Origin of the sequence: Prescottella subtropica (assembly GCF_005434945.1) — a bacterium.
Lineage (GTDB): Bacteria > Actinomycetota > Actinomycetes > Mycobacteriales > Mycobacteriaceae > Prescottella > Prescottella subtropica.
On sequence record NZ_SKCH01000003.1, the window covers coordinates 50,085 to 73,041 of the forward strand.

21 protein-coding genes are annotated in these 22,957 nt (G+C 69.7%); 11 read left to right on the forward strand and 10 right to left on the reverse strand.

Going from position 1 to position 22,957, the window contains the following annotated elements:
- The first annotated feature begins 112 nt into the window (after positions 1–112).
- From ettA to E0497_RS04600, 5 genes are all read left to right on the forward strand, one after another.
- Positions 113–1,792, forward strand: a complete 1,680-nt coding sequence (gene ettA / locus E0497_RS04580; protein WP_137723608.1) for an energy-dependent translational throttle protein EttA — start codon at positions 113–115, stop codon at positions 1,790–1,792.
- A gap of 5 nt (positions 1,793–1,797) precedes the next feature.
- Positions 1,798–2,223: an acyl-CoA thioesterase gene (locus E0497_RS04585; protein ID WP_137723609.1), complete on the forward strand. Its 426-nt coding sequence runs from the start codon at positions 1,798–1,800 to the stop codon at positions 2,221–2,223.
- A 109-nt stretch (positions 2,224–2,332) separates the two neighbouring features.
- Positions 2,333–7,207, forward strand: a complete 4,875-nt coding sequence (locus tag E0497_RS04590; protein WP_137723610.1) for an NAD-glutamate dehydrogenase — start codon at positions 2,333–2,335, stop codon at positions 7,205–7,207.
- A gap of 77 nt (positions 7,208–7,284) precedes the next feature.
- Positions 7,285–7,680: an acyl-CoA thioesterase gene (locus E0497_RS04595; protein WP_277751666.1), complete on the forward strand. Its 396-nt coding sequence runs from the start codon at positions 7,285–7,287 to the stop codon at positions 7,678–7,680.
- The gene (locus E0497_RS04600) at positions 7,673–8,323 is read left to right on the forward strand and encodes a DUF8010 domain-containing protein (protein ID WP_137723611.1); all 651 of its coding nucleotides are present in this window, start codon (positions 7,673–7,675) and stop codon (positions 8,321–8,323) included. Before E0497_RS04595 ends, E0497_RS04600 begins: the two co-directional genes overlap by 8 nt.
- A gap of 3 nt (positions 8,324–8,326) precedes the next feature.
- Here the strand turns inward: E0497_RS04600 and E0497_RS04605 are convergent, their stop codons facing one another.
- From E0497_RS04605 to E0497_RS04620, 4 genes are all read right to left on the reverse strand, one after another.
- The gene (locus E0497_RS04605; protein WP_241665705.1) at positions 8,327–8,866 is read right to left on the reverse strand and encodes a hypothetical protein; all 540 of its coding nucleotides are present in this window, start codon (positions 8,864–8,866) and stop codon (positions 8,327–8,329) included.
- Between the two features lie 80 nt (positions 8,867–8,946).
- Entirely contained in the window at positions 8,947–9,528 is a 582-nt protein-coding gene (locus E0497_RS04610; protein WP_241665706.1) for a TetR/AcrR family transcriptional regulator, read from the reverse strand.
- Positions 9,529–9,530: 2 nt separating this feature from the next.
- Positions 9,531–10,751 carry a cytochrome P450 gene (locus E0497_RS04615; protein WP_277751667.1) on the reverse strand — a complete coding sequence of 407 codons (1,221 nt, stop codon included), beginning with the start codon at positions 10,749–10,751 and terminating at the stop codon, positions 9,531–9,533.
- An 81-nt stretch (positions 10,752–10,832) separates the two neighbouring features.
- Positions 10,833–11,192 (reverse strand): hypothetical protein, encoded by a 360-nt coding sequence (locus E0497_RS04620; protein ID WP_137723614.1) that lies wholly within the window; start codon positions 11,190–11,192, stop codon positions 10,833–10,835.
- Between the two features lie 48 nt (positions 11,193–11,240).
- Between E0497_RS04620 and E0497_RS04625 the strand changes: the two genes are divergently transcribed.
- Entirely contained in the window at positions 11,241–11,633 is a 393-nt protein-coding gene (locus E0497_RS04625; RefSeq protein ID WP_137723615.1) for a hypothetical protein, read from the forward strand.
- Positions 11,634–11,636: 3 nt separating this feature from the next.
- Here E0497_RS04625 and E0497_RS04630 read toward each other — a convergent pair whose 3' ends face one another.
- From E0497_RS04630 to E0497_RS04645, 4 genes are read right to left on the reverse strand one after another with little or no spacing between them, the layout of a single operon-like run.
- Positions 11,637–13,001, reverse strand: coding sequence for a 4Fe-4S binding protein (locus E0497_RS04630; protein ID WP_137723616.1), 1,365 nt, complete (start codon positions 12,999–13,001; stop codon positions 11,637–11,639).
- Positions 13,002–13,011: 10 nt separating this feature from the next.
- Entirely contained in the window at positions 13,012–13,893 is an 882-nt protein-coding gene (locus E0497_RS04635; RefSeq protein ID WP_137723617.1) for an AurF N-oxygenase family protein, read from the reverse strand.
- A gap of 58 nt (positions 13,894–13,951) precedes the next feature.
- The gene (locus tag E0497_RS04640) at positions 13,952–15,535 is read right to left on the reverse strand and encodes a glycoside hydrolase family 13 protein (protein WP_137723618.1); all 1,584 of its coding nucleotides are present in this window, start codon (positions 15,533–15,535) and stop codon (positions 13,952–13,954) included.
- Between the two features lie 31 nt (positions 15,536–15,566).
- Entirely contained in the window at positions 15,567–15,971 is a 405-nt protein-coding gene (locus E0497_RS04645; RefSeq protein WP_137723619.1) for a globin, read from the reverse strand.
- A 141-nt stretch (positions 15,972–16,112) separates the two neighbouring features.
- On the opposite strand from E0497_RS04645, the gene E0497_RS04650 reads away from it, so the two are divergent.
- From E0497_RS04650 to E0497_RS04660, 3 genes are all read left to right on the forward strand, one after another.
- Complete coding sequence (locus tag E0497_RS04650) at positions 16,113–16,724, forward strand: HNH endonuclease (RefSeq protein WP_137723620.1); 612 nt, start codon at positions 16,113–16,115, stop codon at positions 16,722–16,724.
- Positions 16,725–16,798: 74 nt separating this feature from the next.
- Positions 16,799–17,050, forward strand: a complete 252-nt coding sequence (gene ctaJ / locus E0497_RS04655; protein ID WP_137723621.1) for an aa3-type cytochrome oxidase subunit CtaJ — start codon at positions 16,799–16,801, stop codon at positions 17,048–17,050.
- The gene (locus E0497_RS04660; protein WP_137723622.1) at positions 17,037–17,510 is read left to right on the forward strand and encodes a DUF5130 domain-containing protein; all 474 of its coding nucleotides are present in this window, start codon (positions 17,037–17,039) and stop codon (positions 17,508–17,510) included. The genes ctaJ and E0497_RS04660 overlap by 14 nt, the downstream gene beginning before the upstream one ends.
- Positions 17,511–17,588: 78 nt before the next feature.
- On the opposite strand, the gene pepN is transcribed toward E0497_RS04660, so the two are convergent.
- Entirely contained in the window at positions 17,589–20,162 is a 2,574-nt protein-coding gene (pepN, locus tag E0497_RS04665) for an aminopeptidase N (RefSeq protein WP_137723842.1), read from the reverse strand.
- Between the two features lie 218 nt (positions 20,163–20,380).
- The gene (locus tag E0497_RS04670; protein ID WP_137723623.1) at positions 20,381–21,625 is read right to left on the reverse strand and encodes an NAD(P)/FAD-dependent oxidoreductase; all 1,245 of its coding nucleotides are present in this window, start codon (positions 21,623–21,625) and stop codon (positions 20,381–20,383) included.
- Between the two features lie 169 nt (positions 21,626–21,794).
- Here E0497_RS04670 and E0497_RS04675 point away from each other — a divergent pair, with 169 nt between their 5' ends.
- The gene (locus tag E0497_RS04675) at positions 21,795–22,421 is read left to right on the forward strand and encodes a mycothiol-dependent nitroreductase Rv2466c family protein (protein WP_241665707.1); all 627 of its coding nucleotides are present in this window, start codon (positions 21,795–21,797) and stop codon (positions 22,419–22,421) included.
- 55 nt (positions 22,422–22,476) lie between these two features.
- Positions 22,477–22,956: a ribose-5-phosphate isomerase gene (locus tag E0497_RS04680; protein WP_137723625.1), complete on the forward strand. Its 480-nt coding sequence runs from the start codon at positions 22,477–22,479 to the stop codon at positions 22,954–22,956.
- Position 22,957: the final 1 nt, after the last annotated feature.

Sequence of the window (22,957 nt, forward strand, 5' to 3'; positions counted from 1 at the left end):
AGCGTCGAGCGCGGGCGGAGGCACCGGTCCGGGCGCGGTAGGCTGGCACCCGAGTCGTGCATTCTCGCAGCCCGTGAGCTGCACATTTTCCGGTCCAGATGGGAGCCTTTGGGTGGCTGAGTTCATTTACACGATGAAGAAGGTGCGCAAGGCGCATGGCGACAAGGTCATCCTCGATGACGTCACCATGAGCTTCTATCCGGGCGCCAAGATCGGTGTGGTGGGCCCGAACGGCGCCGGTAAGTCGAGCATCCTGAAGATCATGGCCGGGCTGGATCAGCCGGGCAACGGTGAGGCGTTCCTCGCTCCCGGCGCCTCGGTCGGCATCCTGATGCAGGAGCCGCTGCTCGACGAGACCAAGACTGTTCGCGAGAACGTCGAAGAAGGCCTCGGCGAGACGATGGTGCAGCTCAAGCGCTACAACGAGATCGCCGAGCTGATGGCCACCGACTACTCCGACGAGCTCATGGAGGAGATGGGCACGCTCCAGGAGAAGCTCGACCACGCGGATGCCTGGGAGATCGACTCGCAGCTCGAGCAGGCGATGGACGCGCTGCGCTGCCCGCCGCCGGAGGAGATGGTCACCCACCTGTCCGGTGGCGAGAAGCGTCGTGTGGCACTGTGCAAGCTGCTGCTGAGCAAGCCTGACCTGCTGCTGCTCGACGAGCCCACCAACCACCTCGATGCCGAGTCGGTGCTGTGGCTCGAGCAGCACCTGGCGGCCTACCAGGGCGCCATCCTCGCGGTCACCCACGATCGCTACTTCCTCGACCACGTCGCGCAGTGGATCTGCGAGGTCGACCGCGGCCGCCTGTACCCGTACGAGGGCAACTACTCCACGTACCTGGAGCAGAAGGCCGCGCGCCTCGAGGTGTCCGGCAAGAAGGACCAGAAGCTGCAGAAGCGCCTCAAGGAGGAGCTCGCCTGGGTCCGCTCGGGTGCCAAGGCCCGTCAGGCCAAGAACAAGGCCCGACTCGACCGTTACGACGAGATGGTCGCCGAGGCCGAGAAGACCCGCAAGCTCGACTTCGACGAGATTCAGATCCCGGCGCCGCCGCGCCTCGGCGACGTGGTCGTCGAGGTCTCGAACCTCGACAAGGGCTTCGACGGCCGCGTCCTGATCAAGGACCTGTCGTTCACGTTGCCGCGCAACGGCATCGTCGGCGTCATCGGCCCCAACGGTGTCGGTAAGACGACGCTGTTCAAGACCATCGTCGGGCTCGAGGATCCGGATGCCGGCGAGGTCAAGGTCGGTCAGACGGTCCAGCTGAGCTACGTCGACCAGAACCGCGCCGGAATCGACCCGGCCAAGACAGTGTGGGAGGTCGTCTCCGACGGCCTCGACCACATCGTGGTCGGCCAGACCGAGATGCCCTCGCGCGCCTACATCAGCTCGTTCGGCTTCAAGGGCCACGACCAGCAGAAGCCGTCCGGGGTGCTCTCCGGTGGTGAGCGCAACCGTCTCAACCTGGCGATGACGCTCAAGCAGGGCGGCAACCTGATCCTGCTCGACGAGCCGACCAACGACCTGGACGTCGAGACCCTCGGTTCGCTGGAGAACGCGCTCGAGCAGTTCCCCGGCTGCGCCGTGGTCATCTCGCACGACCGCTGGTTCCTGGACCGCACCTGCACCCACATCCTGGCGTGGGAAGGCGGCTTCGGCGACAACGAGGCGGCCTGGTACTGGTACGAGGGCAACTTCGAGGGCTACGAGGCGAACAAGGTCGAGCGCCTCGGCCCCGATGCCGCCCGCCCGCACCGCGTCACGCACCGCAAGCTGACGCGCGACTGATCGTCGTGTCCGAAGCGAAGATCTACAGCTGCGACGTCCAGATCCGGTGGGGTGACTCCGACCGGCTCGGGCACGTCAACAACGCCCGCGTCGTCGAGTTCATGCAGGAAGCGCGTGCCCTGTTCCTGAAGGAGCAGGTGCGTGCCGGCGGTGGCCGGGCCGGGGCGGTCGTCGTCCGCAAGATGGACGCCGAGTTCCTCCGCCCGATCACGGATGCGTCCGGCCCGGTCCGGGTCGAGGTGTCGATCGTGCACGTGGGCACGTCGTCGTTCACGATGCGGCACGTCGTCGAGGACGTCGACGGCAACGTCTGCGCAGCCGGGGACGCTCTGCTGGTGGCGTTCGACGTCCGCACCGAGACATCCCGTCCGCTGTCCGACGTCGAACGTGAGGTTCTGGGCCGGTATCTGCCGGCCACCGCTCTCGCGTAACGGTAGGAATCGGTCGCGACGTCTCCGTCTCGCACGCGATTCGAGGTCACCGCGGTTAGGCTCGCTGCAGAGCCATCCGCGGTGACCTGGAACAGGACGGAGTGTCGCGATGACGGATTCACTCGATTCCGGCCGGGCGGTCGACCTGCCCGCGCAGGTGCGGGCCGAACTGCCGCTGCTGCGGGCCGCCTACTTCCGGCACACGTCGGCCGACGAACCCGACAGTGTCCTGCACGAGCGTGCGGACGCCATCCTCCGCGAACATCTCCGTCTGGCGCTGCAGCGCCCGCCCGGCGCCGCCGTCACCCGCGTCCACCGGCCCGCGGATTCCACCGGGGTCGGCGCGGCACTGCAGATCGTCACCGACGACATGCCGCTGCTCGTCGAGTCGGTCACCGCACTCCTCGGTCGCCTCGACGCGTCGATCAGCGAGGTGGTGCATCCGATCCTCGGTGTCGACCGCGGCCCGGACGGCACACTCCACCGGGTTCTGCCCGAGACGGCGGTCCGGGATCTGCCGGACGGGGTGGCCGCCGAGTCGTGGATGCACGTCCAGTTGCATCCCGCGACCGAGACCGCGGTCCTCGACTCGCTCGAGGGTGCCCTCGTCGGCGTCCTGACGGATGTGGCGCAGGTGGTCGAGGACACCGAGACGATGCGCACGCTGCAGCGGTCCCTGGCCACCGAGTTCGAGACGCGTGCCGCGACCCCGCCCCCGGGACGGACCGCCGACGAGATCCGGGACTGTGCGAACCTGCTGCGGTGGCTCGCGGACGGGCACTACACGGTGCTCGGCTACCGACGCTACGAGTGCGGCGGGGGCTGTCACGCGGTGCCCGTCGCGGCGAGCGGTCTCGGTGTGCTCCGTACCGACGGCCCCACCGATCAGGGCATCCAGATCCCTTGCGCGGCAGGGCTGCCCGAACAGCCGCTGCTGGTGTTGACGCAGGGGTCCGCGCCGGCGACCGTGCACCGGTCGGTGTACCCGTACTTCGTGGGGGTGAGCATCGTCGCCGACGACGGCACCATCGTCGGCGAGCACCGGTTCCTCGGAGTGTTCACGGTGACCGCGCTGCACGAGAACGTCCTCGACATCCCGGTGATCGAGCGTCGGGTGCGTACGGCGATCGCCCGCGCCGGATTCGATATCGACTCGTTTTCCGGGCAGGCGATGCTCGAGGTGGTGCAGTCGTTCCCGCGGACCGAACTCTTCTCGATCGACACCGATGCCCTCGTCGGCACGATGACGGCGGTCCTCAACATCGGTCTGCGTCGGCAGGTGCGGCTGTTCATGCGGGAAGACACGTTCGGGCGGTTCGTCTCGTGCCTGGTGTACCTGCCGCGGGACCGGTACACGACGCTGGTGCGGCTGCGGATGCAGAAGATCCTGCTCGCCGAGCTCGGCGGTGGTTCGCTCGACTACACGGTGCGGGTGAGCGAGGGTGATCTCGCGATGCTGCACGTGACGATCCGGAAACCGGCCGGCCGGCAGGACGTGCACGTCGACACTTCCGAGGCGAACCGGCTGCGTCTCCAGAGCCGGCTGGCCGCCGCGAGCCGCAGTTGGGACGACCGGTTCGCGGACGCCGCGGCCGTGGACCCGTCGACGGATCCGGCGGTGGTCGCACCGTACGTTCCGGCGTTCCCGGACGGGTACAAGGAGGATTTCGCACCCGAACGTGCTCTCGCTGACATCGCCCGGCTCGCTGCGCTACAGGTGGATTCGATCGATCTGAGCCTCTACCACGACCCGTCGGAGGTGGCCGGGCGGTGGCAGTTCGCCCTGTACTTCGCGGGTGAGGGGATCTCGCTGTCCCACGTGCTGCCGGTGCTGCACAGTCTCGGCGTCGAGGTTCTCGACGAGCGCCCCTACCAGATCGTGCGTCCCGACGGAATGCATTGCTGGATCTATGATTTCGGTCTCGAGGTGCCGGCGTCGGTTCTGCGGGACGCGGTCGCCGACCTGCGCGGTGGGGGGCCGGACGAGCAGTTGCGCGGCCGGTTCACGGAGGCGTTCACCGCGGCGTGGCACGGCCGGTGCGAGGCGGACCGGTTCAACGAGTTGGTGCTGCGGGCCGGGCTGGACTGGCGGCAGGTGACGGTGCTGCGGGCGTACGTGAAGTTCCTGCGGCAGGCCGGGTTCGCGTACAGCCAGGTGCACATCGAGACGGTGCTGCTCGGGCACCCGGAGATCGCGCGGGGGCTCGTCGAACTGTTCGAGGCGCTGTTCGATCCCGATGCCGGACACGGTGGGGCACGCCCGGATCCGCACGGACTCGAGCGGGCGCTCGGCGTCGCGATCGGTGAGGTGGTGAGCCTCGACGTGGACCGGATCCTGCGGGCGCTGTTCGGTCTGGTGCGGGCGACGTTGCGTACCAACCATTTCGTGCGTGACGGGTACGGGAACCCGCGCGGTTTCCTGTCCCTGAAGTTCGAGCCGGGCCGTATCCCGGAGTTGCCCAAGCCGCGGCCGCGGTTCGAGGTGTTCGTGTATTCGCCCGAGGTCGAGGGGGTCCATCTGCGGTTCGGTGCGGTCGCCCGCGGCGGGCTGCGCTGGTCGGACCGTCGGGAGGACTTCCGTACCGAGATCCTCGGGCTGGCGAAGGCGCAGGCGGTCAAGAACGCTGTCATCGTCCCGGTGGGTGCGAAGGGCGGATTCGTCGTCAAACGGCCCGTCCCGCCCACCGGGGATGCGGGCGTGGACCGGCAGGCGGTCCGGGACCAGGGTGTCGCCTGCTACCGCGAATTCATCTCCGGGCTCCTCGATGTCACCGACAACGTGGACCGCGGCACCGGGGCGATCGTGCACCCGGATCGGGTGGTGCGGCGCGACGCGGACGACTCCTACCTGGTGGTGGCCGCGGACAAGGGCACCGCCACGTTCTCCGACATCGCCAACGACGTCGCCGCCGGGTACGGGTTCTGGCTCGGGGACGCGTTCGCGTCCGGCGGGTCGGCCGGCTACGACCACAAGGAGATGGGGATCACGGCCCGCGGCGCGTGGGAGAGCGTCAAGGTGCATTTCCGGGAACTCGGAATCGACGTCTCCGCAGACGATTTCACAGCCGTCGGGATCGGTGACATGAGCGGTGACGTGTTCGGCAACGGGATGCTGCTCAGCGAGCACATCCGCATCGTCGCCGCGTTCGACCACCGGCACATCTTCCTCGATCCGAACCCGGATGCGGCCCGCTCGTTCACCGAACGCCGGCGCCTGTACGCACTCCCGCGTTCGTCGTGGGCGGACTACGACACGGCCCTGATCGGCGAGGGCGGCGGCGTGTACGCGCGGACGGTGAAGGCGGTGCCGATCAGCCCGCAGGTGCGCGCCGCGCTCGGCCTCGGCGACGACGTCACCGAGATGACCCCGCCCGATCTGATGAAGGCGATTCTCACCGCACCCGTCGACCTGTTGTGGAACGGCGGCATCGGCACGTACGTGAAGGCGTCGACCGAGTCCGACGCCGCGGTCGGTGACAAGAGCAACGACGCGGTGCGGGTGCGTGGCGCCGACGTGCGGGCCCGGGTGATCGGTGAGGGCGGCAACCTGGGCGTCACCCAGCTCGGCCGGATCGAGTACGCGCTGCACGGCGGCAAGATCAACACCGATGCCATCGACAACTCGGCCGGCGTGGACTGCTCCGACCACGAGGTGAACATCAAGATCCTGCTCGACGCGCTGGTGAGCAGCGGTGAGCTGGCCGTCGCCGACCGGGACCCGTTGCTCGCCTCCATGACCGACGAGGTCGCCCGGCTGGTGTTGGCGGACAACGTCTCCCAGAACATCCAGCTGGGCATGTCGCGGGCGAGTGCGGCGCAGATGCTCGGGGTGCACCGCCGGTTGATCGCGATGCTCATCGCGCAGTACGGGCTCGACCGCAAGATCGAGGCGCTGCCGACCGAGGGCGAGTTCACCAAACGCGTCCAGGCCGGGATCGGTCTCACCTCACCCGAGTTGGCGACGGTGATGGCGCACGTCAAACTCGCGTTCGCGAAGGATCTCCTCGCCACCGACCTGCCGGACACCGAGGTCTTCGCGGCCCGGCTGCCCGGCTACTTCCCGGTGCAGCTGCGGTCCCGGTTCCGTTCGTCGATCCGGGCGCATCCGCTGCGCCGCGAGATCGTCGCCACGATGCTCGCCAACGAGGCGGTCGACAACGGCGGCATCACCTACGTCTACCGGTTGTCCGAGCACACCGGCGCGTCCAGTTCCGACGCGATCCGCGCGTACGCGGCCGTCACCGAGATCTTCGAGCTCCCGGCGGTGTGGGAGCGGATCGACACCGCCGACATCCCGGCCGACGTCGCGTACACGCTGATGTTGCAGTCCCGGCGGGTCCTGGACCGGTCGTCGCGCTGGTTCCTGTCGAACCGGCCGCAGCCGGTCGCGGTGGGCGCCGAGATCAGCCGGTACTCGGCCGAGTTCCGTAAACTGGCACCGCACGTGCCGGGGTGGCTGCGCGGGCACCGGTCGACCGAACTGGAGTGGCGGACACAGGCCGTCGTCGACCGGGGGGTGCCGCGGGAGCTGGCACGCGAGGTGTACGGGCTGCTCGACCTGTACAGCCTGCTCGACATCGTCGACGTCGCCGACATCTGCGAACGCGACGGGGACGAGGTCGCCGAACTGTACTTCGCGCTCGACGCGCACCTCGGGATCGACTGGCTGCTCACCGCGGTCTCCGATCTGGCGCGCGGTGACCGCTGGCATTCTCTGGCGCGGCTGGCGTTGCGCGACGACCTGTACGGGTCGCTGCGATCCCTGACCCTCGAGGTCCTCGCGGGCGGTGAACCGACCGAGACGTCGCAGGAGAAGATCGACTACTGGGAGTCGACGAATGCGTCGCGGCTCGCCCGGGCGAGGTCCGCGCTCGCGGAGATCTCCGAGTCTGGGACGCTGGACCTCGCGACGCTCTCGGTGGCGGCGCGTCAGGTTCGCAGCATGGTGCGGGGTGTGGGCACCAGATCGGAGGTCGGAAGGTGACAGCGCAGGACGTCGCGCACAACGGAGTCGAGGTCGGGGGACCGGCCGCGGCGGAGCCGGTCGGGTTCCACACCACGGTGGTGGTCCGCTGGTCCGACATGGACGCGTTCCAGCACGTCAACCACGCACGGATGGTGACGCTCCTCGAGGAGGCGCGGATCCCGTGGCTGTTCGAGGACGACGCCCCGACGGTGACGTTGCGGGACGGTGCGGTGATCGCCGACCTGCACGTGCGCTACCGCGGCCAGCTGCGGCACAGTGACAGCCCCCTCGACGTGCTGATGTGGATCGAGCAGATCCGGGCCGTCGACTTCACCATCGCCTACGAGGTGCGGCCGGCCGGTACCGCGGCGTCGACGCCGCCGTCGATCGTCGCGTCGACGCAGATCGCGGCCTTCGACATCGGGACGCAGCGGCTGCGGCGGCTCACCGACACGGAACGCGGCTACCTGGAGTTGTGGAAGCGTGGCTGACCGGGTCCTGACGGTCCCGGATCCGGTCGAACGCGCCAACCTGGCGGCGTTCGTCGCCCGCGTGGTCCGACTCGACGAGGCCGCCGTGATCCGGATGCGCCGCCGCGGCGACGGGCACGTGTCGGTGTGGGCGCCCACCGGATTCGACGCCCTCGCCACCCGCGTCGTCGCCGGGCAGATACGGCCGGACGATCTCACCGCGGCCGGGGACGTGCTGGCCCGCGGCCTGGCGGCCGGTGGGGCCGACATCGATCCGGGGTTCGCGATGGACTCGGCGTGGCGGGGGGCGCTGCCCCCGGACACCGGGTTCGTCCACGTCGACGACGTGCCCGCCCGGGTGCTGTTCGACCTGGCCCGACGCGGCGCCGATCTCGCGCAGCAGCACGCCGGACCGCAGGGGCCGCCGACATCACTGCTCGACCAGACGGTGCTCGACGTCACCGGCGCGGAGGGTGATGCGGCGGTCGCTGTCTCGATGCGGACCGTGTTCGCGCTCACCGCAATGGGATTCGTGCCGGAGACCGCGGGCCACGAGGACGAGGTCGTGCGGGTGCGGGCGTCCGCGACCTGGCTGCGCCTCGACGCCCGCTACGGCTCGATCCACACCCGCCGCGGCGGCGGGCTGCCGCTGTTCACGACGTAGGAGTCAGTGGCCCGGGACGACCGTGAGCGTGCCGTGGCAGACGGCGTTCTGCGGGTTGATCCACCACCAGCCGGCGCCGGTCTGCACGGTGACGGTCACGTCCACGGTGCCGGTCCCGGCCCAGGTGCGGTTGATCGGGATGCCGGGTGCCTGGTTCCAGGCGGCCTCGTCGCTGACGCTGCGCCCGGACTCGCCGGTGGTGCGGTTGTGCCAGTCGACGAGGACCCGGGTGCCGTACCAGTTCGGCCCGATGCTCGGGATCAGTCCGCCGGGCGGGACGGGCAGTTCGTTGCCGCCGCTGAGCAGGACCGACGGTTGCAGGGCGTCACCGCCCGGGGGCAGCGACTCGCCGGATGCCGCGGTCACCGCCCATGTGAACGACGGCGCCCAGAGTAGAGGATTCAGGCTCGAACACGTCATGGTCGTCGATGTCGGTGGTGCCGGGTCGGCGTGGGCGACGCCACTACCGGCGAGGACGGTGGCTGCTGCTCCGGCAACGGCGAGCACGGCAGTGGTCGCTGTGCGTATCGGCCGAGTGGTCATCGGGGGCGCCCCTTCGATTCGGTTCCGTGGCAACGGTGATCGTCACGGTACCGGTGTATCCGTGGACGTGCCGGGTTCCGTTACGGGTGGGCGGGACCGACGACGGGGACCAGGAACTGTTCGATCATGGCGCGCTCGTCGGCCTCGTCGATGCCGGGCACGGTGAGCAGGGAGACGATCACCCGCACCAGCCAGCGGGCGCGACCGGTGGTCTCGGCGTCGACACTGCCGTCGGGGCCGGCGAGGAACACCGCGCCGAGCACCTCGATCATCTCGGACGTGCTCGCCAACTCGGATGCGAGGGCGGCGTCGCCGATCCCGAACCACACCGACAGGGTCGGGTCGGCGCGGACCTCCCGGAGTGCGGTGAGCACGGCCTCGGTGATCCGTTCACGCGGGTCGGTGGCCGTGACCGACCGGGCGACACGGTCGCCGAGCCGGCGGGCCTCCCGGTGCACGAACGCCAGGTGCAGGGCCTTGCGGCTGGCGAAGTAGCGGTACAGGGTTGCGCGGGAACATCCTGCGGCCGACGCGATCTCGGCCATCCCGGTACCGGCGACACCGCGATCGACGAACAGTTGTGCGGCGGCGTCGAGGATCTTCCCGGCCGCCGCCGCGCCACGTTCGTCGTGCAGCCACGAGTGGGAAGTGCTGGTGGACACGGTCATCCGGCCCGGAACGGGACGTGCGTGGGGCGTCGGACATAGTTGCCGGAGGCGTACTCGACGCCGTCGATGTCGACGTCGAAGTCCGGGCAGCGGGCAAGCAGTTCCTCGAGCGCGACCCGCGCCTGCATGCGTGCGGCCGCAGCCCCCAGGCAGTGGTGGTTGCCGCTGCTGAACGTCATGATCAGCCGCGGATCGCGGAGCACGTCGAGTTCCTCGGCGTCGTCCCCGAACACCAGCGGATCCCGGTTCGCGGACCCGTACACCAGCAGCGTCTTGCGTCCGGCGGGGATGGTGACGCCGTCGATGTCGACGTCGCGGGTGGTGGTGCGGGCCAGCCCCTGCACCGGCGAGGTGAGGCGCAGCAACTCTTCGATCGCGCCCGGGATCAGCGTCGGATCGTCGAGCAGCAGCTGCCGCTGATCGCGCCGCTGGGTGAGCAGTTGCACTGTGCCACCGAGCATTCCGGTGGTGGTGTCGTTGCCGCCGGTGACCATCGTGAACGCGAACCCGAGGATCGACAGCAGCCCGGAGACGTCGCCGTCGGCGCCGACACCGGCCGCGACGAGATGCGAGATGGTGTCGTCGCCCGCGGACCCTGATGCGGCCTCGGTGCGGCGGCGTTCGATCAGGCCACCGAAGTACGTCATCAACTCGACGACCGCATGCTGCGCGGCGAGCGGATCACCGGTCGCGTTGGCGGCGACGATCGCGTCGGTCCAGCCGTCGAACTGCCCACGGTCCTCCGCCGGCACCCCCAGATAGTGGGCGACCACCATCGACGGCAGCGGCTTGAACAGTTCGGTGGCGATGTCGCCGCCGCCGGTCGACCGCAACCCCTCGATGCGGTCGACCACGAAGCGGCGTACCTCCGGCTCGATCGCCTCCACCTGCCGCGGCGTGAACCCGCGGGCCACGAGACGCCGGAACTGGGTGTGGGCCGGCGGATCGAGCATCACCAGCGGCGGATTGTCGCGCAACCCGATCTTGTCGAGTTCCCCGTAGGACATCGTCAGCCCCTCGGCCGACGAGAACGTCGCCGCGTCACGAGCCGCCCCGTACACATCCGCATGCCGCGTCAGCACCCAGAAGTCGTCCTGCGGAGCTGATTCCGGCACCACATGGTGCACCGGATCGTGTTCGCGCAGCGCCGCATACATCGGCCACGGATCCCGCCACGACTCCCCGGAACGGGGAACGTAGGCCACGTTGTCGGACATCGTCGACGTCATGCCTCAACAGTGAGACAGATCACGCAATTTGTCAATGATCTGGTGGTGGCGGCCGGTGTTCCCTCTTCGTCACACCGTCGTCCGGCAGTAGCCGCCGATCCGGTTGATCCAGGCGCGGGTGCGGTCGTCGGTCACGAGATACAGCGAGACCAGGGGGAGTGCGGCGACCGCGAGGCCGGCCCGGATCCAGTCCTTATCGAGCAGTTCGGCAACGACGGCGATCACACCGAACGTTGCATACGACACCGAGACGAACACGGCGGGTTCCCGATCCGTGGACCGGAGCAACAGGACGAGAGCCGCGACCGCCGCCGCCGCGCACAGTGCGAGAGCGGCGACGATCCAGCCGTCGGCGCCGACCATCTGACGGCCGACCACCACCGCACACACGCCCGCGAGAACGAGTGCCGCAATCCGGTTGAACCACATACGGTGTTGGTGCCCGGCCGGCGCGGCCGAGGCAAGGAGAGAGGAGTGGTGGTGCGGACGACATGGCGGCGACTGGCATCGAGTCGCGAGAAGTGGGCGCCGTTCGTCGGAGTCGTGGCGTTCCTGTGGTTCGGGACCCTCTTCATCTCCGATGTCGCGGCGGACGGTTCCGTCTGGAACTGGTTCAAAGTCGGTCTGTGGGTGTTCGTCATGGCCTTCTTGGCCTGGCAGTGCGTCAACGTGATTCGACGCCGACCCACCCCGTCGACACCTCCGGCCGTCGACCCGGCCTCGGTGCCGGCCGCGGACGTCCGGGACGCGATCGCGGCGACGCAGGGTCGGATCCCGGCGATCAAGGCGCTCCGCGAACGCCACCCCGGCCTCGGACTGAAGGCGGCCGCCGACCTCGTCGACGCGGCAGACCCCGACCGGGACGCCTGACCGTCACACCCGCGCGTGCAGATCCTCGGTGAGGCGGGCGACGGTGTCGGCGGCACACAGTCGGTTGTCGCCGACACCACCGGACGCGCCGCGTTTCGCCCAGCCGACGACGTACATGCCGTCGACCGGTGTACCGGTGTCGGGGGAGAGCACCCGCCCCCGATCGTTGGGGACGAGGCCGCGGGGATCGAGGGGGACACCGTCGATCCGGTCGGTCGTGAAACCGGTCGCGCAGATCGCCGAGTCCACCCGGAACACCCGCCCGGCCGCCGTGGTGACCGTGACACCACCGGAGTCGGTCGCCGCCAGATCGGCCACCTCCTGCCCGAACGACAACACGACACGCAGCGCACCGTCGCCCCGCCGATCGTCACGGACCCCGGTGAGCGGGAGATGCGCCAGCGACTGCACCAGCGGCCCGTCCGTGCCGGGAATCGGCACGACACCCGCGGCGTCGACCAGGACGTCGACACCGTCGAGCCCGAGCAGTTCGTGCAGCGCCGACGGGGTGAACGCGGCCCGGTCCGGACCCGACCGGGACAGCACCGTCAACTCCCGGATCGCGGTGCCCGCGGACCGGTTCCGTACTCGTGCGATCCAGCGGACGACGTCGAACGCGACATTGCCCGCGCCGATCACGACACCCGCCGGCCCGGCCGGTGCGGGTGGACGGGATCCGCTGTTCTCGGCGACCAGGAGGTCGAGGGCCTGATGGATCCCGGCACCGCCGGCGGACCCGACCGGCCGGGGCACGGACGCCCCGCACGCCAGGATCACCGCGTCGTGCCGGAGTCGGAGTTCGTCGACCGACACGTCCGCCCCGACCCGGGTACGGGGGACGACCGTGACACGGTCGTCCCGGAACGGCACGTCGAACAGCCGGATCATGTCCCGCACCCCGGCGTGGTCGCGGGACACGCCGCGGCGCAGCAGCCCCCCGACGGCGTCGTCCTGCTCGTAGACGGTGACCCGGATCGACGTCGACCGCCGCAGCAACTCCCGCACCGTGTACATCGCTGCCGCGCCCGCCCCCACCACCGCGACCGACAGCCGGACGGCCGGGACGGGCAGCGGCAACTCGACGACGGTGCGGGGACGGACCCGCGGCGACACGGACCCGGTGAAGTAGTCCCGGTTCCGGGCGACGTGCAGCAACTCCGACGGGGTCAGCGCATGCTCGGCCTTGATGGCCGACGCCGGGCAGGCCTCGACGCACGCGGTGCAGTCGATGCACGAGTTCGGGTCGATGTGCAGCGTGTCGGCCTCCGCGAAACCGTCCTCGCCGGGCGCGGGATGGATGCAGTTCTGCGGGCACACCCGCACACACGAGGCGTCCTTGCAGCACTGGCCCAGGATCACGTGGGTCACGACGGACTCCTCAGAGAAGATTGGACTTCCGGTAGATCCAGCGGGCGCCGGGCGTGAGCAGGCCCTCCTTGCTCAGGAACTCGACGAACGGTTCCGCCGCCTTCCGGAACATCATCCGATGGTGCTCGTTGCCGTCGATGTGAGCCTTCACGACGTCCCAGTCGAGGCCGAGGTTCTCGTACGTCCGCCGGTTGATCAGGCTCTTCGCGATGACGTGCATGCCCAGAGCGATGAGCAGAGTGCTCGCGCCGCGCCGCAGCCGGGACATGCCGCGGAGCCGATCCCGGATCTTGCGCCGCGCGAACGCCATGTGCCGGGACTCCTCGACGACATGGATGTACGCGGCCCGGCGGACCGGGGCGGCGACGTCCTCGTCGTTCATCCAGTCCCGCTGCATGACGTCGAAGATCTCCTCGCCGGCCAGGATGATCCCGTATGCGGCCGCACCGGAGAAGAGGTGACGGAACATCCAGCCGAACACGTCGAGCATGCGATCGCGGCGGGGGAACTGCGCGCCGACGGCCTCGACGGCATCGACGAACATCAGTGAGTGCAGGTTCTCGTCGGCGCACTCGTTGAACAGGAACTTCACGTCCGGTCGGGCCGGATCCGCCGGGTGGATCGACCGCAGCACCGCCACCTGCAGGCCCACCTCCAGCCAGATGCCGACACCGAGGACGTTGGCGACCTCGGCGCGGGTGAGCCGGACCCGGTCCGCCTCCGACATGCCGTCCCACAGGGCGGTGCCGTACAGCGGGGACCACTGGGGCGTCATGCCGTGCCGGTGCTCGTCGCCGGGTTCGGCCTGCGGGATCAGGGGGTTGCGTGCATCGAAGGAGAGGCGCTTCGCGGAGTCGAGAAGGGCCCCGAACAGCGCGTCGCTCTCGGACATGCACGGAATGTACCTGCGCCGGAGGCAGTGTGCACGGGGAGAGGAAACAGACCGGGCGTCACGCCAGCCAGGCCGCCGAATCCGCCGGCAGCAGACCGTCGACCAACGGCAGGCTCGACAGCAGGATCCGGCCCGGCGGGAGCACGATCGGGCCGGCCGTCGCGTTGAGGACGCAGATCAGTCCGCCGCCGCGCCGGAACGCGCAGCAGCCGGGTGGACTCCCGTACCAGGCGATGTCGTCACCCGAACATTCCGGGCGGGTCCGACGCAACTCCAGGGCGGCGCGATACAGCGACAGCGTCGAGTCGACGTCCTCGAGTTGCGTCTCGACCGTCAGCGCCGCCCACTCCGGCGGCATCGGCAGCCACGTGTCGGCGGTGGTGGAGAACCCGAACGGCGGCGTCGTCCCCTCCCACGGCAGCGGCACCCGGCAGCCGTCCCGGCCGCGTTCGGTGCGCCCCGACCGCCGCCAGATCGGATCCTGCAACACCGCGTCCGGCAGGTCCACGTTCGGCAGGCCCAACTCGGCGCCGTTGTAGACGAACACCGTCCCCGGCAGCGCCAACTCGACCAGTGCCATCGCCCGGGCACGGGCCAGACCGCGCGGCCCGCCGCCGTAGCGGGTGACCTCACGTTCGACGTCGTGGTTCGACAGCGTCCACGTCGGGGTGCCGCCCACCCCGGCGACCGCACCCAGCGAGTTCTCGATCGCCGAACGCACCTCGTCCGCGTCGAACACGGTTTCCGCGAGCCGGAAATCGAACCCCAGATGCAGCTCGTCGGGCCGGAGGTAGCGGCCGAACCGGTCGTTGTCGCGCACCCAGATCTCGCCGACCGCCACCGCGTCCGGGAACTCGTCGAGCACCCGGCGGATCCCGCGATGGATCTCGTGGACGTGCGGATCGTCGAACCGGGGATCGTCGTCGGTGGTGCGGAGAAGCGCATGCGCCGACCAGTCGTGGTCAGGCAGTCCGTCCGGTTTCGCCAGGCCGTGCGCGACGTCGATCCGGAACCCGTCGACACCCCGCTGCAGCCAGAACCGCAGTGTCCGTTCGAGATCCGCGCCGACGTCCGGATGGTTCCAGTCCAGGTCGGGTTGCTCGGGCGTGAAGAGATGCAGATACCACTGCCCGAGCGTCCCGTCCGGTTCGACGACCCGCGTCCACGCCGGCCCACCGAACACGCTCGGCCAGTTGTTCGGCGGCTCGGAGCCGTCCGGGCCGCGGCCGTCCCGGAAGAAATACCGGTCCCGGGCGGGGCTTCCGGGACCACCGGCGAGGGCCGCGTCGAACCACGGATGCCGCTCGCTCGTATGGTTCGGCACCAGGTCCATCGTGACCCGGATACCCCGCGCATGCGCCTCCGCGACCAGCTCGTCCATCGTCGCGAGATCCCCGAACAACGGGTCGACGTCCCGCGGATCGGACACGTCGTAGCCGTGATCGGCCATCGGTGAACGCATCACCGGGCCGAGCCACAGCGCGTCCACCCCGAGCAGTTCGAGATAGCCGAGCCGGTCGATCACACCCTCGAGGTCGCCGACCCCGTCACCGTCCGCGTCGCAGAACGACCGTGGATAGACCTGGTAGAAGACTGCGTCCATCCACCATGTGCGAGCTCCTCGAGCGGTCACAACCCTCATAGTGCCGCATCGGAGCCCGCTCGGGGCCGGGTCAGACCGGTGAATTCACGAGCGACGCCGCCGCCATGTCCATGTACTCGGTCAGCGCCTTCCGGTGCGCCGCGTCGAGCGTCTGCTCGTCGATCGATGCGATCGCCGTGTGCATGCAGCGCAGCCACGCGTCCCGCTCGAGCGGGCCGATCGTGAACGGCACGTGCCGCATCCGCAGCCGCGGATGCCCCCGCTCGTCCGAATACGTGCGTGGCCCACCCCAGTACTGCTCGAGGAACATCCGCATCCGGCGCTCCGCCGGCCCGAGATCCGCCTCCGGATACAGCGGCCGGACGATCTCGTCCTTCGCGACTTCCTCGTAGAAACGGGCGACCAGTCTGCGGAACGTCTCGGCGCCGCCGACCGCCTCGTAGAACGTCGTCCCGGTGTCGTTCGGATCGGTCACGCCAACTCCTTCGTCCTGCTCGTCCGGACGGCGGTGTCCGTTGCCGCCCGTTCACCCGGTGTCGGGCATGTTTTCGCCGAATTGCGAGTGCGTGACCCGATTATCCGTGATGCACTGGGAACAGTCTTCGCGGAGGTGCCGATGACCCAGAGAACGACGACGCAGAGAAACGGCAGCCGGCGCGTGCTGCAGGTCATTCCCGAACCAGACCCGGCCGCGCCGCCCTCGTCCGTGGGGTGGGGCAAGCGCCGGGTGCTGCTGCTCAACGCCACGTTCGAACCGCTCACCGCGCTGCCCGCCCGCCGGGCCGTCGTCCTCATGGCTTGCGACAAGGCCGACACCGTCCACGAGGATCCGCTCGGCCCCGTCGTCCACTCCGAGGGATGGGCCGTGCAGATCCCGTCCGTCATCCGGCTCCGCAACTACGTGCGGGTGCCGTACCGGGCCCGCGTGCCGATGACCCGGACCGCGCTCATGCTCCGCGACCACTTCCGCTGCGGCTACTGCGGCGGCAAGGCCGAGACCATCGACCACGTCGTGCCCCGCAGCCGCGGCGGCGCCCACGGGTGGGAGAACTGCGTCGCCTGCTGCGCCCCCTGCAACCACCACAAAGCAGACAAACTGCTTGTCGAGTTGGGGTGGACGCTCCACACCGCCCTGGTCCCGCCGACCGGCCCGCACTGGCGGCTGCTCGCCACCGTCACCGAGGTCCATCCGACGTGGCTGCCGTATCTGGGGGAGGGTGCAGCGTGATACCCCTCGGCGAGCCGAGACGTGATACGGCCCCGACGCTTCCATTTCGGCAGGACTGGGCTACGGTTCGTGTCGTGAGCATTCTCGAGACAGTGCTGATATACGTAGGCATTCCCGTCCTCGTGATCGCGGTCCTCGGCCTCCTGTCCCTGCCGGTCAGGCGGTCGCCGAACCCGTTGCCGGCGGAGTACCGCCTCGGCGAGCGGTGGACGTACGGCCCGATCCTGTGGAGCGCGACCGACGAGGTGACGACGCACGGTCACCACGCGGCGCACGCTGCGGCCGGTGCAGATCTGATCGGAGGTTCGGCAAGTGGCAAGTGGTGACGTTCTCCAGTCCTCGGTGTCGGCGGCGGATCTGCCGTCCGGCACGGTCGTGACCGCATCGGGTCGCATCTCCGGATCGCACAAGGTCGGTGAACCGATCGACCTGCCGCCGTTCAGCACGGACGAGTTGGTGGCTCTCGACGACGCCCTCACCGACGCGACCCGCCTGACGAAGGTGCGGTTCAACGTGTTCGTCGGCGACCTCGGCGACAACCCGGCCGCCGGTGCGGACGCGGTGCTCCCCTCGACACCGGAGGCCGAGCGTTCGGTCCTGATCGCGGTGTCCCCGAACCAGCGCGCCATCGAGGTCCGCAGCGGCCGCGGCGTGCAGCACCGGGTGACCGACCGGGTCGCGCAGCTCGGCGTCACGGCCGCCGTCGCCTCGTTCGGCGAAGGCAACCTGATCGACGGACTCGTGTCCGCCCTGCGTGTCATGAGCAACGCGATCGCGCCGAAGTAGGCCGTCCCGCTCGATGTTCGTCCCGGTGACCCGGTGCCGTACGGCACCGGGTCACCGGCGTTTCGCGGGAGGTGCCGGTCAGCCGGCGTCGAACGCGCGGGCCTTCAGCGATCGCACGATCCCGGCGCGGCCCTCGACGACGAGACGCCGCAGCGCCGGCGGACGATCACCGGACAGGAAGTCGTCGGCGGCAGCGACAGAGGTGTCGCTGATCGACCACGACGGGTACAGGCCGACGACGACGGTCTGCGCCACCTCGCTCGACCGGCGCTCCCACACCCCGGGAATGTCCGCGAAGTAGCGGGCGACGTACGGCTCGAGCAGGGCGTCCTGCCCCGGGCCGGCGAAACCGCCGATGATGGAGCGGGCCGTGATGTTCGGGACGCTGTCGTCGCCCACGACCGTCGCCCACGCCTGCTCCTTCACCGCGGCCTGCGGGCGCGCCGCCGCAGTGGACGCCGCCTGACGGGCGCCGGCCGCGGTCGGATCACGCTGCGCCTCGGCATCGATGAACGGGGTGTCCGGGCCGTCCGCGTCGATCTCCCCGGCCGCGGCCAGCGCGTGCACGAGCCGCCACCGCAGGTCGGTGTCGACGGCCAGACCGGGCAGTCCGAGGGTCGCCGGGTCGGCGGCGTCGAGCAACTCCCGCAGCACCTCGGTGTGCCACGGCGACAGCTGCGCCCCGGTCAGCGAGTTGACGAACGCCAGCTGATGGTCCGAGCCGGGCGCGGCCTCGCGGGCCAGCTGCAGCAGCCGATCCGCGAACTCCGGCCACCCCGACGCGTCCGCCCAGCCGGGCTCCGCGTACGCGGCGAGCGCGGTGTGTGCCTGCATCAGGAGCCGCTGCACCACCCCGACCTCGGTCTCGGCGCCGATCCCGCGCTGCACCAGCGCCACGAAGTCCCGGGCCTTCAGTTCGGCCTGCCGGGTCATCTCCCACGCCGCCGACCACACCAGGGTGCGGGGGAGCGGTTCGGCGATGTCACCGATCCGGTCGATCGCGGTGGCCAGCGACTCGGCGTCGAGACGCACCGAGCAGTACGTCAGATCGTCGTCGTTGACGAGGATCAGCGTGCCGCGCGGCACCCCCACGAGCGCGGGCACGTCGGTGCGGGCACCCTCGACATCCAGTTCGACGCGGTGCGTGCGAACCAGCTTGCCGGTGACCGGATCGTCGTCGTAGACGCCGACCGCGAGCCGGTGCACGCGGGTCTCCCCGGCGCCCGGGGCGGCACCGTCCTGGCACACCGTGAACGAGGTGAACCGTCCGCCGGCGTCCACCTCGAAATCGGGCCGCAGGATGTTCAGGCCCGTCGTCTTGAGCCACTGCCGACCCCAGTCCGACAGGTCCCGGCCGGACGCCTTCTCCAGCGCCCGCAGCAGATCGTCGAATGTCGCGTTGCCGTAGGCGTGTTCGGCGAAGTAGTCGCGCAGGCCCGCCATGAACGGCTCCTGGCCCACGTACGCCACCAACTGCTTGAGGACCGACGCGCCCTTCGCGTACGTGATGCCGTCGAAGTTCACCTCCACCGCCGCCAGGTCCGGGATGTCCGCGGCGATCGGATGCGTCGACGGCAACTGGTCCTGCCGGTACGCCCACGACTTCTCCACGTTCGCGAACGTCGTCCACGCATTGGTGTACTCGGTGGCCTCGGTCTGGCACAGCACCGACGCGAACGTCGCGAACGACTCGTTGAGCCACAGGTCGTCCCACCAGCGCATCGTGACGAGATCGCCGAACCACATGTGCGCCATCTCGTGCAGCACCGTCTCGGCGCGCCGCTCGTACGAGTAGCGGGTCACCTTGGACCGGAACACGTAGTCCTCGAGGAACGTGACCGCGCCTGCGTTCTCCATCGCGCCCGCGTTGAACTCCGGCACGAACAGCTGGTCGTACTTGCCGAACGCGTACGGGATCCCGAAGTTGCGATGATAGAAGCCGAACCCCTGCTTCGTCTCGGTGAACAACCGCTCGGCGTCCATGTGCTCGGCGAGCGACGCCCGGCAGTAGATGCCCAGCGGGATCGTGCCGTGCTCGTCGGTGTAGGCGTCGGTCCACCGCGCGTACGGGCCGGCGATCAACGCCACCAGGTACGTGCTCATCCGCGGGGTCGTCGCGAAAGTGTGCACACCGCCGTCGACCGTGCCCGCACCGTTGGAGATCACCGCCCACTCGTCCGGCGCGGTGACCCGGACATCGAACGTGGCCTTGAGATCCGGCTGGTCGAAACACGCGAACATCCGCTTCGCGTCGGCGGTCTCGAACTGCGAATACAGGTACACCGCGCCGTCGGTGGGATCGACGAAACGGTGCAGACCCTCACCGGTGTTCGTGTACAGGCAGTCCGCGTCGACGACCAACTCGTTCGACGCGGCCAGACCGTCGATCGTGATGCCGGTGGACTCGTCGTAGCCGGACACGTCGACCGCGGCGCCGTTGAGCGTCACCGCGTGGATCCGGTCGGCGATCAGGTCGACGAACGTCGATGCCCCGGCCGTCGCCGAGAACGTGACCGTGGTGCGGGACCGGAACGTCCGCTCACCCGGCCGGCCGACGCCGTCGGTGAGATCGAGGTCGACGGAATAGTTGTCGACGGACACCAGAGCCGACCGCTCGGCAGCCTGGTCACGGGTCAGATTCGGTGGGGCCACGTAGATCTCCTCATCACGGGTGGGCATGGGTGACGGTGACGAATCACGTCTACCCCCATCCCATCACGCCCGCCGGACCCCTCGCGATTTGCGCACTTGCCGCGCCTCCGGAGCCCGGAATCCGCGCGTCAAGTGCGCAAAACGCGGAAGGGCGCGGGGGCGCGGGGGCGCGGGAGGGCAGGTGTCGGTGCGGGAGTGGGTGGGGGTGGGCGCGGACGTCAGGTCAGGAGATCGGGGAGGGGGACACCCGGGTCGGCGAGGCGGGCCGGATCGACCGCAGCATCCGAGGAGACCAGCGCCTTGATGTCGTCGCCGGCGTCCCAGATGTTGACGTTCATCCCGGCCAGCACTCGATTACCGGAATCGAGCCAGAACGCCAGGAACTCGCGGGCCGCGGCGTCGCCGCGGGTGACCACCGACGCGTACTCCGGCGCCCAACCCACATACTCCATGCCCAGGTCGTACTGGTCGGTGAAGAAGTACGGCAGCCGCGTGTACTCCGCCGGATGCCCCACCAGCGTCGCCGCCGCGACCTCCGGCTGATTCAGGGCGTTCGCCCAGTGCTCGACGCGGACCCGCGCCCCCAGCAGCGGATGCTGCTGCGCCGCGATGTCCCCGACCGCGACGATGTCCGGGTCGCTCGTGGTGAGGTTCCCGTTCACCAGCACCCCGCCGTCGCCGACGGAAAGACCTGCCGCCTCGGCGATCTCGATGTTCGGCTGCGCCCCGACCGCCACCAGCACCGCGTCGGCGGGTAGCGCCGTGCCGTCCCCGAGACGCACCCCGTCCGCGCGCCCGCCGGCCGTGGTGATCTCCTCGACCCGCGCCCCGAACCGCAGGTCGACGCCGTGCTCACGGTGCAGGTCCGCGAACACCGCCCCCATCTCGCGTCCGAGCGACGCCAGCAGCGGCAGTTCGGCGGCCTCGACGACCGCCACGTCCACGCCGCGTCCGCGGGCGCCCGCCGCGATCTCGAGGCCGATCCAACCGGCGCCGACGATCACCAACCGGGCGCCGGGCGTCAACGATGCGATGAGCGCATCCGATTCGTCGACGGTGCGCAGATAGTGCACCCCGGACGCGTCCGCACCCGGAATCGGTGGCCGGCGGGACCGGGATCCGGTCGCGAGCGCCAGCTTGTCGTAGCCGAGTGTCGAACCGTCCGGCAGCACCACGTGTTTCGCCTGCCGGTCGATCGCGGTGACGGTGGTGCCGAGTCGTACGTCGACGTGGTGGTCGCGGTACCAGTCGCCGGAGTGGACGGTGAAGTCCGGAAGGTTCTTCTTTCCGGCGACGTGCTCCTTCGACAGGGGCGGTCGCTCGTACGGCAGATGCTCCTCCGCACACAACAGCACGATGGATCCGTCGAAATCCTTGTCCCTCAAGGACTCTGTCAGTTTCGCTCCGGCAAGTCCGCCGCCGACGACGACGAACGTGCGCTGCGCAGGGTCGTGGGAAGTCACGTGAATGCTCCGTTCCCGTGTGGTTACCGGATCTGTCCTCTCGCGGTTCTCCTGTCGACACTAACCGCGCCCCGGCGGGCGCGGGAAGCAATCGCGCACCGACATGGTTCCCTATGGGCGGGCGGGACGTGACCCGTCGCACACGAGATGCAGGACGAGGGAGACGCACGTGACCGACACGACCGCAGCCACCACGAAGGACACCGTCGACTTCTGGTTCGACCCGCTGTGCCCGTGGTGCTGGATCACCTCCCGCTGGATCCTCGAGGCCGCGACCGTCCGTGACCTCGACGCCCACTTCCACGTCATGAGCCTCGCCGTCCTCAACGAGGGCCGCGACCTGTCCGACGAGTACCGCGAGATGCTCACCCGCGCGTGGGGTCCGGTGCGGGTCCTGATCGCGGCGGCGCAGCAGCGCGGCGACGAGATCCTGCTGCCGCTGTACACGGCGATGGGTACCCGCATCCACAACGAGAACAACAAGGATCTGCCCGACGTGATCGCCGCGTCGCTCGCCGAGACCGGTCTGCCCGCGGACCTGGCCGAGGCCGCCGACACCGACGAGTTCGACGCCGCCCTGCGGGCCAGCCACCACGCCGGCATGGACAAGGTCGGCGACGACGTCGGCACCCCCACCATCCACGTCAACGGCACCGCCTTCTTCGGGCCGGTCCTGTCGCGCATCCCGCGCGGCGAGGACGCCGGACGGGTGTGGGACGGCGCGGTGGCGCTCGCGTCGTACCCGCACTTCTACGAACTCAAGCGCAGCCGCACCGAGGATCCTGCGTTCGACTGAAGCTTCCTCGAGGTCCCGCGACGCCGGTGTGGTGGCGCCTGTCAGAATTGACGCCATGCGCGTATACCTGGGTGCCGACCACGCCGGCTTCGAACGCAAGAACCAGATCATCGAACATCTCACCGCCAACGGCCACGAGGCCGTCGACTGCGGTGCACACGAGTACGACGCCCTCGACGACTACCCGGCGTTCTGCATCGAGGCGGCCCGCCGCGTCGTCGCCGACCCGGGCAGCCTCGGCCTCGTCCTCGGCGGCTCCGGCAACGGCGAGCAGATCGCCGCGAACAAGGTGCCCGGCGCCCGCTGCGCACTGGCGTGGAGCGTCGAGACCGCGCAGCTGGCACGTCAGCACAACAATGCACAGCTGATCGGCATCGGCGGCCGCATGCACTCCCTCGAGGAGACCCTCGCGATCGTCGACGCCTTCCTGGCCACCCCGTGGTCGGACGAGGAGCGCCACCAGCGCCGCATCGACATCCTCGCCGAGTACGAGAAGACCGGTGTCGCCCCGGCCGTTCCGGGCGGCGAGAACTAGC